Below are 15,709 nucleotides of genomic sequence, written 5' to 3'. Positions count from 1 at the left end.
CTGCGATGAAATTTATCAAATTTAACGACAGCACGATTGATTCATTTTTATTTATGATGCTGACTGATTTGGCCAAAACACTCACCAAGAGTGAAGCGGTAGAAGTGGAGTATGGCGTTCAGTCCTATTACAATCCATTTGAAAAGAAAATCTATATGAGCCACTTTTGGAAAGACAGGGCAGCTGAGGACATGGAAGCGGGTCTGAAAAGCGACGTCTACCTGCGTTCAGTCGGAACAAGATATAGCTCGCTGCATGAGTTTGCGAACTTTTTGAATGATATCCATCGTCATCTCACCTTTAAAAGTTTTGCCAAGCAGCTCTTTATGCTGCTTGAAGACATTAGGATCGAAGAATGCATCAAACATGAGCGTCCGGGTACGAAACATGTATTTGCGAAGCGAAAAGACATGTACAGAAAACATTTCTCAACTCAGCTGACCTTAAATTTGGAACGAAGCATTTTTACCGATGCGCTCTTTTGCGCGATCTATGTCAAGCTCACAGCGGAATCGCCGCTTGAGACTCTTCCGTCCATGCGTGAAGATATCGATCTGATGCGCCCGTTTATTGAGCAGCAGCTCTTGCGTGTGTATGAAGCAGATTCGACATGGCAGGTTCTGAAAATTGTTGAGGACCTCATGGACGGACTTGAAGAGGTGCTCGATAAAGACATGTTGAACACCTACTTCTTTTTGCCTGAGCTTGACTACGCAAAAGCTGCAGAACAGCCTTTATTTGAAGAAGAGAAAAAAGCGCCGAAGCTGAGTGATGACGTCACGCTTCCAAAACAATCAGACGGTGATGAGGATATCCATGAAGAAGAAATGCCGACATGGCACAGGGAAACAGAAGCACCGTCTAAAAGCTTCCTTCAATTTGATATTGAACACGGCGCAAAATCAGATTTAGGAAAAGATGCTTCAAGGGAAGGCGACGATGGAGATCAGGCCCTTGGCTCTGTTCAAGGATCAGCCAGACAAACGAAACGGAAAGACTATTCCAAGCTGGAAGCGCTGGAGTCTCAAAAAGACCAGCCGAACGGAGCGGGTATGGCTGACGGCAAAGAAAATAAATATGCATTTCCAATTTATAAAGAACCGCAGCCGGCAACCAGTGAAGAAGAGCTTTCTTATAAACAGCAGGCAAAAACGATTGAATCGTATCAAAAGCGTTTGAAACAAATGATTCAAAAAACGCTTGAACATAAAAAAACATTGCCGAGAACAGACCTTCATGCCGGGAGACTGAACAATAAGCTTCTTCGCTACTTCACTGAGCGAAATCCGCGCCTGTTCTACAAAAAGCAAGAACCATCTTCAGAAATCGATGCAGTTTTTACTTTGCTGGTCGATTGTTCAGCCAGCATGTTCGACAAAATGGACGAAACAAAACGAGGAATCGTGTTGTTTCACGAAGCGCTGAAATCGGTAGCGGTTCCGCATCAGATTGTCGGTTTCTGGGAAGACACAAATGATGCAACCGAAACAAGCCAGCCAAACTATTTCAATACGGTTATTCCCTTCCAATCATCATTAAGACAAGAGTCTGGACCGGCCATTATGCAGCTTGAGCCAGAAGAAGATAACCGTGACGGGTACGCAATTAGGCAGATGACGAAAAAAATGCTGCATCGCAGCGAGGCGCAAAAGTTCTTAATTGTTTTCTCAGATGGAGAGCCGGCCGCATTTGGCTACGAACAAAATGGGATCGTCGATACAAGTGAGGCGGTTATCGAAGCCCGAAAAAGAGGAATAGAAGTGATAAATGTTTTTCTCTCCAACTCAGAAATAGAAGAATCGCAAATGAAGACGATCCAGGATATGTACGGAAAATTCAGTATATTTGTCCCGGATGTTGATCAGCTACCGGATGTTTTGTATCCGCTGCTGAAAAAACTGCTTCATAAAAGCATAGGATAGCCCTTAATCCTATGCTTTTTGGCGTTTGTTTTTTCGAATGATTAAATTTTTTGTTTTTTATAAAGGTTTTTTACTATTTTGTGAACAATCAAGGTAGAATCAAATTGCAAACAGTGGTAAAATATCGTTGGAAGCGTTTTTATTACATAATTTTGGACACAGCGTTCGAAAGTTATTTCAAGATAGTGAATCAATCACTTGATTATTTAAGTTGGGGGTAATATTCAAATGTTTCAAAATAGTATGAAACAACGAATGAATTGGGAAGATTTTTACGGTCCGAACCTCGGCTATGCGCTGGAGCTTTACGATCAGTATACCCAGGATCCGAACAGCATTGACCCGGATTTGAAGGAAATGTTCGACGAGCTCGGTGCTCCGCCAAGCGATATAAAAGAGGCCTCGGGAACAAAAGAAAAGGGACGTGTTACAGCCGATCTGATTCAAAAGATCGCATCCGCAGTCAGACTTGCAGAAGATATCCGAACCTATGGCCATTTGAACGCTTCCGTCAATCCGCTCAGAAAGGATGAGAAAAAGAGCGAACTTTTTCCATTATCCGATTACGGGCTAACAGAAGAGGAAATAAAAGCAATACCTGCGTCTGTCATCTGCAAAGACGCTCCTAAAAACATTTCGAACGGTTTAGAAGCCATTCAGTATTTACGAAATACGTATAAAAGAACGATCTCATTTGAATTTGACCATGTGCATGACTTCAAAGAGCGCGAGTGGCTGACAAGAAAGATTGAATCTGGCGAGCTGTTCCAGAAGAACTCAGCTGAAAAGCTGTCAGCTGTGCTGGAAAGATTGACAGAAGTAGAGGGCTTTGAGCAGTTTTTGCACCGCACATTCGTCGGGCAGAAGCGCTTTTCCATTGAGGGTCTAGACGCTCTTGTTCCAGTGCTTGATGACATTATTGCACAATCTGTCAAATCAGGCACGACAAGTGTCAACATCGGGATGGCGCACAGGGGACGCCTGAATGTCTTGGCACATGTGCTCGGCAAACCGTATGAAATCATCTTCTCTGAATTCCAGCATGCGCCGAACAAAGATCTTGTACCGTCTGAGGGATCCATTGGAATCAGCTACGGATGGACAGGGGATGTCAAATACCATTTGGGGGCGAATCGGGAGCTTCAAGACGCTGAAACAAAATCAGCGCGCATTACGTTAGCGAACAACCCGAGCCACTTGGAATTTATCAATCCGATTGTTGAAGGCAGCACAAGAGCGGCACAGGAAACGCGAACACAAAGCGGATACCCGGTACAAGATGAAACAAAATCGCTGGCCATTTTAATCCATGGAGATGCTGCATTCCCTGGGGAAGGAATTGTAGCTGAAACATTGAATTTAAGCTCTTTAAAAGGGTATCAAGTAGGCGGTGCGATTCATATTATCGCCAATAACATGATCGGATTCACAACAGAAAGCGCTGAATCCAGATCGACAAAATATGCCAGTGACCTGGCCAAGGGTTATGAAATTCCGATTGTTCACGTGAATGCGGACGATCCTGAAGCTTGTCTCTCAGCTGTTAAGTTTGCGGTCGAATACCGAAAAACATTCAACAAGGATTTTCTGATTGATTTGATCGGGTACAGACGCTATGGACACAACGAAATGGATGAACCGTCAACCACTCAGCCAATGCTGTATGATGCTGTCAGAAAGCATCCGACAGTCAAACAAATTTTCGCTGAAAAGCTGGTAAAAGAAGGCGTGCTTACCGAGGAAGTCGTTCAAAACATCGAAAAATCGGTAACGAAGCGCATTGAGGATGCATATCAGAAAGTTCCGTCTAAAAAGGAACACACTGCCTGTGAAATTGAACTTCCAGAGCCTGTATCAAACGGTTTCCCAGATGTGGACACTTCGATTGATTTTGATGTGCTCCGCAAGCTGAATGGCGAATTGATCAACTGGCCGGAGTCATTTAATGTTTTCGGCAAGCTAAAACGCATTTTAGAAAGACGCGCCAAGGCGTTCGATGATGACAGAAAAGTGGAATGGTCTTTGGCAGAATCACTCGCGTTTGCTTCAATTTTGAAAGACGGAACACCGATTCGTTTAACAGGACAGGATTCCGAGCGCGGAACGTTCGCCCAAAGAAACCTTGTGCTTCATGACAGTGAGACGGGCAAAGAATTTGTGCCGCTTCATCACTTATCTGACTGCAGCACATCATTTGCTGTTCATAACAGCCCGCTGTCTGAAGGATCGGTTCTCGGTTTTGAATACGGCTATAACGTGCATTCACCGGAAACGCTTGTTTTGTGGGAAGCACAGTACGGAGATTTTGCCAACGCTGCTCAAGTGTATTTTGACCAATTTATTTCTGCCGGACGCGCCAAATGGGGCCAAAAATCCGGATTAGTCATGCTGCTTCCGCACGGTTACGAGGGACAGGGGCCTGAGCACTCAAGCGGAAGAATCGAGCGATTCCTGCAGCTTGCAGCGGAAAACAACTGGACGGTTGCCAACCTGACAAGCGCGGCACAGTATTTCCATATTTTAAGAAGACAGGCTAAAATGCTGCTTCGTGAAGAAATCAGACCGCTCGTCATTATGACGCCGAAGAGCCTTCTTCGCAACCCAAATACGGTGTCGGAAGTGCAGGAGCTCAGCGAAAGCCGCTTCCAGCCTGTTTATGAACAGTCGGGACTTTCTCATGACTATGAAAAAGTAACCAGACTTGTATTATCCAGCGGTAAAGTGTCTATAGACATTAGCGATCATTTTAATAAGTTAGAAGACGGTAAAGAGTGGCTTCACATTGCGAGAATCGAACAGCTGTATCCATTCCCGGCAAAAGGAGTCAAAGAGTTATTTGCAAAACTTCCGAACCTGAAAGAAATCGTTTGGGTGCAGGAAGAGCCGCAGAACATGGGGGCTTGGGGTTATATCAGCCCGTATTTGACAGAGATTGCACCAGAGGGAGTAAGCGTTCAATATATTGGACGAAGAAGACGATCCAGCCCTGCAGAGGGAGATCCGACAGTTCATAAAAAAGAACAGGAACGTATTGTATCTGATAGCTTGACTCGCAAAAACTAAGGGGGAAATGAAAAAATGGCGGAAATTAAGGTACCTGAATTAGCAGAATCAATCTCAGAAGGAACAATAGCCCAATGGTTAAAGCAGCCTGGTGACTATGTAGAACAGGGTGAATATCTGCTTGAACTAGAAACGGATAAAGTGAATGTTGAATTGACAGCAGAAGAATCGGGTGTACTTCAAGAGGTATTGAAAGATTCGGGTGATACCGTCCAGGTCGGAGAAATTATCGGTACGATTTCAGAAGGCGCGGGTGAAAGTTCTGCCCCTGCTCCTACAGAGAAAGCAGAAAGCAAGGAAAGCGTAAAAGAAGAGAAACAGGCTGAACCAGCTGCACAAGAGGTGAGCGAGGAAGCACAATCTGAAGCAAAATCAAGAACGATCGCTTCTCCGTCGGCCCGTAAGCTGGCGAGAGAAAAAGGAATTGACCTGTCTCAAGTTCCAACTGGAGATCCGCTTGGAAGAGTGCGCAAGCAGGATGTCGAAGCGTACGAAAAACCGGCATCAAAACCGGCTCCTCAGCAAAAGCAGCAGCCTCAGGCTCCAAAAGCACAGCAAAGCTTTGATAAACCTGTCGAAGTGCAAAAAATGTCACGCCGCAGACAAACGATTGCAAAACGCCTTGTAGAGGTGCAGCAAACATCGGCGATGCTGACTACATTTAATGAAGTGGACATGACGGCTGTTATGAATCTCAGAAAACGCCGCAAAGATCAATTCTTTGAGCAAAACGAAGTGAAGCTCGGCTTTATGTCTTTCTTCACGAAAGCGGTCGTGGCTGCATTGAAAAAATATCCGCTGTTGAATGCGGAAATTCAGGGCGATGAGTTGATCGTTAAGAAATTCTATGATATCGGTATCGCTGTTGCTGCTGATGAAGGCCTTGTCGTACCGGTAGTACGAGATGCGGACCGCCTGACATTTGCAGGAATCGAAAAAGAGATCGGCGAGCTTGCGAAAAAAGCAAGAAACAATAAATTAACCCTTAGCGAGCTTCAGGGAGGCTCCTTCACGATTACAAACGGAGGGACTTTCGGTTCATTGATGTCAACTCCAATTTTAAACAGCCCGCAAGTCGGTATACTGGGCATGCATAAGATTCAGCTGCGCCCTGTAGCCATTGATGAAGAGCGTTTCGAAAACCGTCCGATGATGTATATCGCTTTATCTTATGATCACCGAATTGTAGACGGTAAAGAAGCGGTTGGTTTCCTCGTGACAATCAAAAATTTACTGGAAGATCCTGAACAGCTTTTATTAGAAGGATAATAAAAAAGGGTACATCACGATAAAGTGATGTACCCTTTTTGATGCATATTTAAAGTGATAGATTGCTGCTTTTGGATCCAGCTTGCTTCTTTTTCACTTTTTTTGACCAATATGTTGCAAGCATAGAACCTGAAAGGTTATGCCACACACTGAATATTGCGCTGGGTACGGCAGATAACGGTGAGAAATGAGCCGTGGCAAGTGCAGCCCCGAGCCCGGAGTTTTGCATGCCGACTTCGATTGCGATCGCTTTTTGAGACGGGTAATCCATTTTTAAAAGCTTTGCACAAAGAAACCCCAGTAAATAACCGATACCGTTATGCAGGATAACAACTGAAAAAATGAGCAACCCCGATTGAAGCAGATTTTCCCGATTGCCGCTGACGACAGCTGAGACAATCGCAACGATGCCAATGACAGAAACAAGCGGAAGGGCATGTACGGCTTTTGCCACTTGTTTTCTGAAAAACATTTTGACAATCAGACCTGCAATGATCGGAAATAAAACCGCCTGTAAGATTGAGATAAACAAAGACCCCGGCGAGACAGGAAGCCATTCTTTGGCAAACAGCATAATCAACAACGGTGTTACAACAGGTGCCAATAAGGTAGAAATTGTCGTAACCGCAACAGAAAGGGCAGTATTTCCTTTTGCTAAGAATGTCATAACATTAGATGCAGTTCCCCCGGGACAGCAGCCGACAAGAATAACACCAACTGCGATTTCAGCTGGAAGATGAAGCCCAAATGCGAGGCCGAAAGCAACGAGCGGCATGATCGTATACTGAGCTATTACTCCAATAATAACTTGCCAAGGCTTTCTGACCAGCTCTTTGAAATCATCGGCTTGCAGTGTAAGGCCCATCCCAAACATGATAATGCCGAGAAAAATCGTAATATAAGAACTGATCCACGTAAATAAAGATGGGAAAGAAAATCCCAGCACTGCAAAAACAATGACCCATATGCCAAAGGTTTGTCCTGCAAAATGACTTATTTTTCTAATGATGTCCATAAAAACACTCCTAACACACTTATCAAGAACTTCAGCAGAAATTCTTACAAATTTCATAACATTCTCTTATTATAAATAATTTTCTGAATAATTCAATATTAGTTTTTGGCAGATGTCTATAGATATATGATGTAAACTAATTAAAATGTTCTTGACTATATAGGAAGATATTCTTACAATGAACCTTTATAATGGTTAGATCAAATAGGAGTGATACGGTGAAGGAAGCAAATCAATGGTCTTCGAAGCTCGGCTTTATTTTAGCCGCGGCAGGATCAGCTATCGGGCTTGGTGCGATATGGAAATTCCCATATGTTGCCGGAACCAGCGGAGGAGGCGCATTTTTACTTATTTTTATTTTATTTACGGTTTTAATCGGACTGCCTTTATTGTTAGGTGAATTCATCATAGGCAGAAGAACACAGAAAGATGCCGTTCAGTCCTATAAAACACTTGCTCCAGGAACGAAGTGGCATTGGATCGGTTATTTAGGCATGGTGACGTGCTTTATTCTTCTATCTTTCTACAGTGTCGTAGGCGGATGGATTTTAATTTATATTATAAAAGGCTTCACTGGCGGTTTATCGCAAACATCTGGTTTTGATACGATATTTGCAAGTACCATTTCAAATCCTTATTTGGCTGTAGGAGGCCAGCTGCTCTTTATGGTGGTAACAATTTTAGTTGTTGCAAAAGGGGTAAGCAGCGGAATTGAAAAAGCAAGCCAAGTATTAATGCCGGCGCTTTTTCTATTATTCATCATTTTAATGGTGCGTTCGGTTACACTTGATGGCGCGATGGAAGGAATCAAATTTTTCCTGATGCCTGATTTAACTGCAATTGATGCCAATACCATTTTATATGCAATGGGACAATCCTTTTTCTTATTAAGTGTCGGTGTATCTGTCATGGTAACGTATAGCGCTTATTTAGAGAAACAGGAAAATCTGGTACAGTCCGCTGTATCTGTAACTGTTATGAACATGCTTGTTGCTGTAATGGCCGGAATTGCGATTTTTCCAGCTGTCTTTTCATTCGGCCTCAAACCAGACCAAGGCCCGGTTCTGTTATTTAACGTGCTGCCGACTGTGTTTAATCAAATGCCGTTCGGAATTATCTTTTTATTAGCATTTTTACTTCTATTTTTATTTGCTGCATTGACATCTGCTTTTTCAATGCTGGAAATTTTGGTCGCAGTACTTTCGAAAGGCGATGTCAATAAGAGAAAACGATTCGCTTGGTTAGGCGGAATTGCTATTTTTATTGTCGGTGTGCCGTCTGCATTATCATACGGTGTCTTAAGTGACGTCACTATATTTCATCTGTCTATTTTTGATGCGGCCGACTATCTTGTGAGCAATATTTTAATGCCGTTAGGTGCGTTACTGATTTCGATTTTTGTCCCGCTTAAAATACCGAAACAGGATTTGTTTGACGAGCTGAAAAGCGGTTCCAATCTCAAACGAAAGTGGTTTGCGGTTTGGCTGCTGCTCATTCGATATCTATCTCCTGTTGCCATCATCATCGTGTTTTTGCATGTGGTAGGGATTTTTTAAAACACGGAGCCCCCGGGGAAAGGGGGCTTTTTTTAATAGAGCTTCCAAACGACTTCTTTTGCCTGCTCAAAACGTTTTTCAGCCTCGCGCCAATCCACGACATTCCACCAGTGATCGACATAGCTGGCCCGGTCATTTTTGTATTGCAAATAGTAGGCATGCTCCCATACGTCAAGCGGTAAAAGGGGGATTACATCCCATTGGCTTAAGAGCTGGTGTTTTTCTGCCGTTAAAATCTCCAGCCGTCCTGATCGAGGTGCCCAGACCAGAATGGCCCAGCCGACGCCTTCCACTTTTTTAGCGGCTTGGGTAAAATGTTCTTTAAAAGCGGAATAGCTTCCAAATGAAAGGTCTATCATTTGGAACAATGCCCCTGTAGGACGCCGTTTTCCGTTTGGATGCATAGAAAACCAAAAAATACTATGCAAATAATGGCCTGCTCCATGGAACGCAAGCTCTCTTTCCCAATGAGTGATTAAGTCATAATTCTTTGTCGCTCTCGCTTTTTTAAGCTCTGATTCTGCTTTGTTCAGGCCATCGACATAGCTTTGATGATGTTTTGTATGATGAAGGACCATAATATCGCGTGAAATATAAGGTTCTAAGGCGGAGTATTTGTAAGGAAGCTTTGGCAGCACGTGTTTCCCTATAGGGACATAAGCGCGTCTTTCACTTGTATCATCTGATTCTGTAATATCCCGATAAAGGGCAGCGGCCTGTTTATACCAATCTTCTTCTGTTGTTTGGTCATCTTCCAGAGCCTCAATCATCTTGTCGATTTGATCTTCAAACTGGTCAAGCTGACCTCGCTTTTGAATCTGATCTTTCAGGGCTTCACACCAATTGAACATCTCCGCTTGATAAGATTCACGTTTCATTTGCTGTCTCCTTTTCAATAGAATCTAAATACTTCCCGACAGCCAGCAAAGAGAATACATATGGATAACTGTGATAGCGAATATAAAATTGCTTCGGCAATCCGATCCCTGCTGGATACGCGAGGCTATCGGCGCTATGCGAACTGCTGTCGGTAAGGTATTGCATGCCTTTCACAACTGACGGGTGTTCGGAATTTTCATATGTGAGCAAAGCGTCTAAAGCCCAGGCCGTTTGTACAATGGTTCCTCTATGAAGCGGTACATATGTTTTGATTTCGGCGCTTTTGCAGGATTCTCCCCAGCTTCCGTCATCATTTTGTATGGATTTGAGCCAACGCAGAGCCTTTTGTATACCGGGATGCTTTCGGTCAACACCGCATGCATGCATACCAGTAAGAGCAGCCCAAGTGCCGTAAATGTAGCAAACACCCCATCTGCCGTACCATGACCCATTTTGCTCCTGATGTTCGAAAAGCCAGTTCACAGCGCGTTGAATATGTTGATGTTTTTTTGTGAAGCCAACTTTCTCGCCTAAAAAGTGCAGTACACGTCCGGTGAGGTCGGCGGTTGAAGGGTCAACTGCAGCGTCCTCGGCGGATTCAAGCGGCAGAAGGCGGATCAGTGGATGGTTCACATTTTTTTCGAAAGCAGAAAATCCGCCGTCATTGTTTTGCATCGATAAAAGCCAAGATACCCCCCGCTCCCATGCTGCAGGAGAATGATTGCGGGGAATCGCCTTTAAAACGGCTGCAGTGTCGTCACAGTCAGGGTTATTTGTATTGATGTTTGAAAACCCCCAGCCGCCAGGAACTGAATTTGGATTTTTGACAGACCAGTCTGCTATTTTGGTATGCTGGCGTTCTAGCAAAAAGTCGGCTGCTTTTGTAACAGAGCCATCCGTTTCGGTCACACCATTTTTTTGAAGGGCATGGCTTATTAAAGCTGTATCCCAAACAGTTGAAGTAGAGTTTTCCAGATAAGGAATCCCGTTGCACTTAGTCACCAGTGATTTAATGCCGGTAATCGCCCTCCTGATAACAGGGGAATAGCGTGACACACCAAGTGACAGAAGGCTGTAAGCCATAAATATGGTTGCGCTCGCATAGCTGTATAATGTTCCATCTTTTTCAATCCGGTCCAGCATATACGTTTTAGCTGTCTGTAGGCCCAGCTGCTGAAAAGCAAATGGTGCATGAAAAACGCGTTTCCAATGTGACAAAATAGACGTGAGATCTCTTTCTTCGAAAGCATCAGACCGAAGCCAAGTGAAAGGATTTTTTGTCATGTGCGGATCGAGATGGTGAAGAGATGAAATATTGCGGTTAATAAGGACAAATCGCTGATTGAGTGTTACAGCCATAGGAGCAAAATGAATACGGGCATATGAGCTGAACTGATAGAAATGAACCGGCAATGTTGGGGGGAGTGCCATGAGTGATAATGGTAAATACAAAGCAGGCCAAGGATAAAGCCCACTCGCGGCAAGCATCCATTTTGTCATGAAATGAACATGTCTCAAACCGCCATGTGAGATGATAAATTGTTCAGCTTTCTTCATGTGCGGCTCAGTTCTGTGAAAACATCCTGAAGCCAGCATCCCGACATATCCTTGGACGGTAGCCGTTAGATTTCCGCGCGTTTCATCGGGATAGTTGATAAATGTGCCGTCTGGCTGCTGTTTTGCATGAATGCCGGCTGCAAGGGATGATATCAGTTCTTTTTCATTTTTGCCTTCATCTAGTGAGGTAAGGAGCAAAATAAAAAAGGAATTTGTCATGATTGGTCCTTCAAAGCAAAATGTCCATGAACCATCAGCATTTTGCCTCTCTCTTAACTCCGTAATGGTTTTCTTTTGAAAACGCCTCACTTTCTCCTGAAGTGTGCCCATCACGCTCAACTCCTTCAGAAGCATATATATTCAGCGTCTTTTACTGCCATTACAGAAAGAAAAAAACTGCTGGCAGGCAGCAGTTTTTTAAACATACATGTTAGTCTTCAAGGTTTATCCATACACTTTTGACTTCTGTGTAATTATCCAAGGCATATGATCCCATTTCTCGTCCGAGTCCTGACTGTTTATAACCGCCAAATGGAGACGCCGCGTCAAACACATTATAGCAGTTCACCCAAACGGTTCCGGCTTGAAGTCGGTCCGCGATATAATGAGCCTGCTTGACGTTCTCTGTCCATAGTCCGGCCGCAAGCCCATATTCTGAATGGTTTGCCCGTTCAATAACTTCATCGACAGTTTCGTACGGAATTGCAGTCAGCACGGGTCCGAAAATTTCTTCTTTTGCGATGGTCATTTCGTCTTCAACATTCGCAAACACAGTCGGTGCGACAAAATATCCTGCTTCAAAAGGACAGCTTCCGCCGGTCACTGCTTTTGCTCCTTCATCTTTTCCTTTTTGAATATAGGAAAGAACGCGCTCATGCTGTTCCTTGCTTACGAGAGGCCCGATTTGAGTATCTTTATGAAGTCCCGCTCCTTGGCGGAGTGACTCAGCATAGGACGCCATTTCATCAACAACTTCATCATATTGGTCTTTATGAATGAAGACACGTGAGCCCGCACAGCAGACTTGGCCCTGGTTAAACATCACACCGTTTAAAGCGCCCGGGATGGCTTTTTTCAAATTCGCATCCGGCAGAAGAATATTAGGCGATTTTCCGCCCAGCTCCAATGTAACACGCTTAATGCTTTTCGCTGCGGTGGACATGATTTTCTTTCCGATTTCAGTGGAACCGGTAAAGGCAATTTTATCAACCGCTTCGTGGTTCGTCAGCGCTTCTCCCGCATCTTCACCGAATCCTGGGATGATGTTGATTACACCGGCAGGGAAACCGGCTTGGTCAATTAATTCTGCCAAATAAAGAGCTGAAAGCGGTGTTTGTTCAGCCGGTTTGAGGACGATTGTACAGCCTGTTGCAAGTGCCGCGCCCATTTTCCACATCGCCATCAGGAGCGGGAAATTCCATGGAATGATCTGGCCGACGACACCGACAGGCTCATGACGCGTATAATTAAAGTAAGCGCCGGAAACCGGAATCGTCTGTCCTGTTATTTTTGTACACCAGCCGGCGTAATAGCGCATATGCTCAATAGCCAGCGGAATATCTCCATTAGTCGTTTCATTGATCGGTTTCCCATTATCAAGTGTTTCAAGCTGAGCAAGCTCAGTTTTATGCTCTTCCATTAAGTCCGCCAGCTTATACATCAGTCTGCTTCTCGAAGCTGGAGACATTGTTCTCCATTCACCTTGGTCAAAGGCTTTCCGGGCAGCTTTAACCGCTTTGTCCACATCCGCAGCCTGGGCTTCATACAGCGTCATCAAGGTTTCGCCGGTCGCCGGGTTTGGAGTGTCAAAGGTTGCCCCTGAGGCACTCGGAACAAACTTTCCGTCAATATAAAGCTTCTTTGTTCCCTGCAAAAATGTCTCCAGCCTTTTCGTCACTTGCATCGTTAAAGAACTCATCCGTAACAAACCTCCAGTCATTTTTTATGGTCTGTTCTGAGATTCTTGGTGATAGCACATTGATTCCTGGATTGAATAGCAGAAATAAGCTGTGATAGTTGCTTCAAACGTAAGCGTATACAAACATTCTATAATAGAAATCAAGGCAAAATCAATGAATAACCGATATTGCAATTTACAAAAGAAAAAAGCTACAATAAGCTTATAGATAAGAAAAGGAGATTTCATCATGATTCATAAAAATTGGCTTGAAAAAGAAACAATTAAAAAAGTAAAGTGTGTGCAGACAAACGCAAAAAAATATATCGTAAACCGCGTTTTAACACCGGGAAAAGAATATGAAGTAAAAAATGAAACAGAGGAGTTTCTCTTTGTGGTCGACAATACGAATAAAGTCGGCGGCTATTATAAAGAATACTTCGAAGAGATGTAATGCTTCCTTGAAGCATCAAACAGATTTTGTTAAAAGCAGTCGATACATAAAACCGCAGCTCAGCTGCGGTTTTTTTGTGGTTAAAACAGGAAATATAAAACAAAATTAAAAAAATCATTAAAAACCGCTTTTTTATAAAAACATTGCTGAATATTGAAACTTTTTTCTCTATATGTGCGTATTACTTGCTGACAACAGCTTAAAAGCCAAAAAACAAATCAAAAATTTGAAAAATGTAATCTGTTCGTAATGGTTTAAATGTCTTCTATGTCGTATTCTTATATAGGGATAAAGGACTTATTTTTATGTAGTGAATGATAAAACAAATAGATAAATGCAGAAAGAGGGGTTCTTCATTGGGTATTTTTTCTGTTAGCAGATCAACGGACGCAAAGAAGCTTGAGGCTTTGCTCGTTGAAGGGGAAAGAATAGAATCGATTTATAAGCTCCGAGTGGACCAAATTTGCTTTACAAATAAGCGGATCATTTTCTTTGACAATAAAATGTTTTCCAAAAAGAAGGTTCGTGTATTTCTTCCATATAAAACAATTGAAAGCTTTGCCATCCAAGAAGCGGGAATGTTTGATCCGGACACTGGGCTTTTATTGATGACAAGAAGCAAAACGTTCGAATTAGAATTTGCGAAAGACACCGATTTAAGCGAGGTTCAGGCGGTGCTGACAAAGCATTTGTGCAGCTGAATATTTGATGAGCCAGCCGTTCAAAAAATGGTTAGGCTTTTTTTTATATATAAAAAAAAGAACAGGGCGCACATGCCCTGTTCTTATTACACCACACTGTTTTTCGCTGAGTTCGAATCAACAAGATCTGCATCTAATACATTTGAAATCGGTACGACAAGAGGAGTAAAGTCGCCATTTTCTTCTCCAAACCCTTGATTTATTTTAGCTGATAAAAAGTAATCGACCTGCTGATACGGACCGAGTGTTAAAGAGGAACCACGGTCCATCGTATTGATTTTAAATCCGCCGACATTCACGACGGAGGGAGAAAAGAACATCTCATCACTTCCTTTTGATTGAGGAGTTAACCGCTTCGCTTTCAAAAGAGGCCGGAGAATCAATTTGGTCTCTGTCATCCACATGGCTTCTCGTGCCCATAAATCCGCTCGCATCTCCAAAATTCTGTCCGTAGCCTTGATTTTTTTTATCTGAATTTTGCCATTCTGCCAATAAATTTTGTCCTACGTTAACCGCTGAAGCATTTTCAAAGGAATTAATTTTCAGCATGAAAATATTAATATTGATATACGGAGTTGGTTGAACCACAGGCAAACCTCCTTTCTATAGTTGTATGCTGGCGGTTATAAAGTATGTTAAGACAGGGGGCTTCAAATGGATTTCGAAAAGATGAAGCAGTGGATGGAATTCGCACAGCAGATGTACGGCGGTGACTTTTGGAAACAGGTATTTGATGAAGACCAAAAAACCCCTTTTATGACAAATGGCCAATCTCCGTTTCCGTTTGCGCAGCAAGATCAGCGAGGGAAAGGAGATGCTTCATTTCCGAGCATGGATATTGTAGATACCGTTACGGAAGTACAATTTTTAATTTATCTTCCAGGCTACCGTAAACAAGACGTTCACATATTATCGTACGGAGATTATTTAGTGGTGAAGGGGCAGCGCTTTTCCTATTTTAATGAACAGGACTTTCGCCAAAAAGAAGGGAGATACGGAAGTTTTGAAAAGAAAATTCCGCTTTCCGATCATCTTCATGGAAAGATGAATGCCATTTTTAAAGACGGAATCCTATACATCACTATTCAAAAAGACGAAGGTCAAGCGAAAACCATTGTTATTGATGATTGATTTTCATACCGAGTGCATCTGCCCCATCACGGTCATCAATTGATTCAATCGGAATGACCATGACAATAACATCTGCATTTTGTTCCCCAAAACCGTTATTTCTTTTGATAGCAGAGCGCCTGTTCCTTAACTCCGCAGAACCAAAGGTAAGGGATGAGCCGGTGCCTATCGAGTTAGTCTTGAGATGAGAAATATTGATGTTAGTCGGAAGCATGAAAACCTCTCCTTTCTATGGGATATACCTCATTATATATGTAGACGAAAG

General features: G+C 43.2%; 14 protein-coding genes. 7 read left to right on the top strand and 7 right to left on the bottom strand.

All coding sequences use genetic code 11. The features are described from left to right. The first annotated feature begins 5 nt into the window (after nt 1-5). From MKY50_RS10780 to odhB, 3 genes are all read left to right on the top strand, one after another. Nucleotides 6-1,922 carry a nitric oxide reductase activation protein NorD gene (locus tag MKY50_RS10780; RefSeq protein WP_116316642.1) on the top strand — a complete coding sequence of 639 codons (1,917 nt, stop codon included), beginning with the start codon at nt 6-8 and terminating at the stop codon, nt 1,920-1,922. A gap of 228 nt (nt 1,923-2,150) precedes the next feature. Next, nucleotides 2,151-4,985 (top strand): 2-oxoglutarate dehydrogenase E1 component, encoded by a 2,835-nt coding sequence (gene sucA, locus MKY50_RS10775; RefSeq protein ID WP_049141172.1) that lies wholly within the window; start codon nt 2,151-2,153, stop codon nt 4,983-4,985. A 15-nt stretch (nt 4,986-5,000) separates the two neighbouring features. Next, on the top strand, nt 5,001-6,254 hold the full coding sequence (gene odhB / locus MKY50_RS10770; RefSeq protein ID WP_163130783.1) for a 2-oxoglutarate dehydrogenase complex dihydrolipoyllysine-residue succinyltransferase: 1,254 nt from the start codon (nt 5,001-5,003) through the stop codon (nt 6,252-6,254). 49 nt (nt 6,255-6,303) lie between these two features. Here odhB and MKY50_RS10765 read toward each other — a convergent pair whose 3' ends face one another. Beyond that, entirely contained in the window at nt 6,304-7,269 is a 966-nt protein-coding gene (locus MKY50_RS10765) for a bile acid:sodium symporter family protein (RefSeq protein WP_004399225.1), read from the bottom strand. 218 nt (nt 7,270-7,487) lie between these two features. On the opposite strand from MKY50_RS10765, the gene MKY50_RS10760 reads away from it, so the two are divergent. After that, nucleotides 7,488-8,825, top strand: a complete 1,338-nt coding sequence (locus tag MKY50_RS10760) for a sodium-dependent transporter (RefSeq protein WP_014477075.1) — start codon at nt 7,488-7,490, stop codon at nt 8,823-8,825. A gap of 32 nt (nt 8,826-8,857) precedes the next feature. Here MKY50_RS10760 and MKY50_RS10755 read toward each other — a convergent pair whose 3' ends face one another. The 3 genes from MKY50_RS10755 to dhaS form a co-directional block, all read right to left on the bottom strand. Next, on the bottom strand, nt 8,858-9,703 hold the full coding sequence (locus MKY50_RS10755) for a superoxide dismutase (RefSeq protein ID WP_019712210.1): 846 nt from the start codon (nt 9,701-9,703) through the stop codon (nt 8,858-8,860). Then, nucleotides 9,693-11,591 (bottom strand): sporulenol synthase, encoded by a 1,899-nt coding sequence (gene sqhC, locus MKY50_RS10750; protein ID WP_341116651.1) that lies wholly within the window; start codon nt 11,589-11,591, stop codon nt 9,693-9,695. The genes MKY50_RS10755 and sqhC overlap by 11 nt, the downstream gene beginning before the upstream one ends. A 100-nt stretch (nt 11,592-11,691) precedes the next feature. Next, complete coding sequence (gene dhaS, locus MKY50_RS10745) at nt 11,692-13,179, bottom strand: aldehyde dehydrogenase DhaS (protein ID WP_015714095.1); 1,488 nt, start codon at nt 13,177-13,179, stop codon at nt 11,692-11,694. A gap of 229 nt (nt 13,180-13,408) precedes the next feature. Between dhaS and MKY50_RS10740 the strand changes: the two genes are divergently transcribed. Further along, nucleotides 13,409-13,612 carry a DUF6501 family protein gene (locus tag MKY50_RS10740; protein WP_003231245.1) on the top strand — a complete coding sequence of 68 codons (204 nt, stop codon included), beginning with the start codon at nt 13,409-13,411 and terminating at the stop codon, nt 13,610-13,612. A gap of 356 nt (nt 13,613-13,968) precedes the next feature. Beyond that, on the top strand, nt 13,969-14,313 hold the full coding sequence (locus MKY50_RS10735; RefSeq protein ID WP_003220141.1) for a PH domain-containing protein: 345 nt from the start codon (nt 13,969-13,971) through the stop codon (nt 14,311-14,313). Nucleotides 14,314-14,399: 86 nt separating this feature from the next. Here the strand turns inward: MKY50_RS10735 and MKY50_RS10730 are convergent, their stop codons facing one another. Both MKY50_RS10730 and MKY50_RS10725 read right to left on the bottom strand, forming a co-directional pair. After that, nucleotides 14,400-14,633, bottom strand: a complete 234-nt coding sequence (locus tag MKY50_RS10730) for a hypothetical protein (protein WP_003231251.1) — start codon at nt 14,631-14,633, stop codon at nt 14,400-14,402. 4 nt (nt 14,634-14,637) lie between these two features. After that, the gene (locus MKY50_RS10725; RefSeq protein WP_004399338.1) at nt 14,638-14,901 is read right to left on the bottom strand and encodes a hypothetical protein; all 264 of its coding nucleotides are present in this window, start codon (nt 14,899-14,901) and stop codon (nt 14,638-14,640) included. A gap of 66 nt (nt 14,902-14,967) precedes the next feature. On the opposite strand from MKY50_RS10725, the gene yocM reads away from it, so the two are divergent. Next, nucleotides 14,968-15,444: a salt stress-responsive protein YocM gene (gene yocM, locus MKY50_RS10720; RefSeq protein ID WP_014477071.1), complete on the top strand. Its 477-nt coding sequence runs from the start codon at nt 14,968-14,970 to the stop codon at nt 15,442-15,444. Here the strand turns inward: yocM and MKY50_RS10715 are convergent. Then, entirely contained in the window at nt 15,431-15,658 is a 228-nt protein-coding gene (locus MKY50_RS10715; protein ID WP_077671345.1) for a hypothetical protein, read from the bottom strand. The genes yocM and MKY50_RS10715 overlap by 14 nt on opposite strands. Nucleotides 15,659-15,709 lie beyond the last annotated feature (51 nt).

Origin of the sequence: Bacillus sp. FSL R7-0685 (genome assembly GCF_038002425.1) — a bacterium.
Classification (GTDB): domain Bacteria; phylum Bacillota; class Bacilli; order Bacillales; family Bacillaceae; genus Bacillus; species Bacillus subtilis.
The sequence above is the reverse complement of the archived record's forward strand: the minus strand, read 5'-3'. Positions and strand labels throughout refer to the sequence as shown.

Excerpts from the sequence above, each read along its gene's own strand:
- odhB (WP_163130783.1), top strand. The coding sequence starts at position 5,001 with ATGGCGGAAATTAAGGTACCTGAATTAGCAGAATCAATCTCAGAAGGA.
- MKY50_RS10730 (WP_003231251.1), bottom strand. The coding sequence starts at position 14,633 with ATGTTCTTTTCTCCCTCCGTCGTGAATGTCGGCGGATTTAAAATCAAT.
- MKY50_RS10755 (WP_019712210.1), bottom strand. The coding sequence starts at position 9,703 with ATGAAACGTGAATCTTATCAAGCGGAGATGTTCAATTGGTGTGAAGCC.
- yocM (WP_014477071.1), top strand. The coding sequence starts at position 14,968 with ATGGATTTCGAAAAGATGAAGCAGTGGATGGAATTCGCACAGCAGATG.
- MKY50_RS10765 (WP_004399225.1), bottom strand. The coding sequence starts at position 7,269 with ATGGACATCATTAGAAAAATAAGTCATTTTGCAGGACAAACCTTTGGC.
- MKY50_RS10715 (WP_077671345.1), bottom strand. The coding sequence starts at position 15,658 with ATGCTTCCGACTAACATCAATATTTCTCATCTCAAGACTAACTCGATA.
- sqhC (WP_341116651.1), bottom strand. The coding sequence starts at position 11,591 with ATGGGCACACTTCAGGAGAAAGTGAGGCGTTTTCAAAAGAAAACCATT.
- sucA (WP_049141172.1), top strand. The coding sequence starts at position 2,151 with ATGTTTCAAAATAGTATGAAACAACGAATGAATTGGGAAGATTTTTAC.
- MKY50_RS10780 (WP_116316642.1), top strand. The coding sequence starts at position 6 with ATGAAATTTATCAAATTTAACGACAGCACGATTGATTCATTTTTATTT.
- MKY50_RS10740 (WP_003231245.1), top strand. The coding sequence starts at position 13,409 with ATGATTCATAAAAATTGGCTTGAAAAAGAAACAATTAAAAAAGTAAAG.
- dhaS (WP_015714095.1), bottom strand. The coding sequence starts at position 13,179 with ATGAGTTCTTTAACGATGCAAGTGACGAAAAGGCTGGAGACATTTTTG.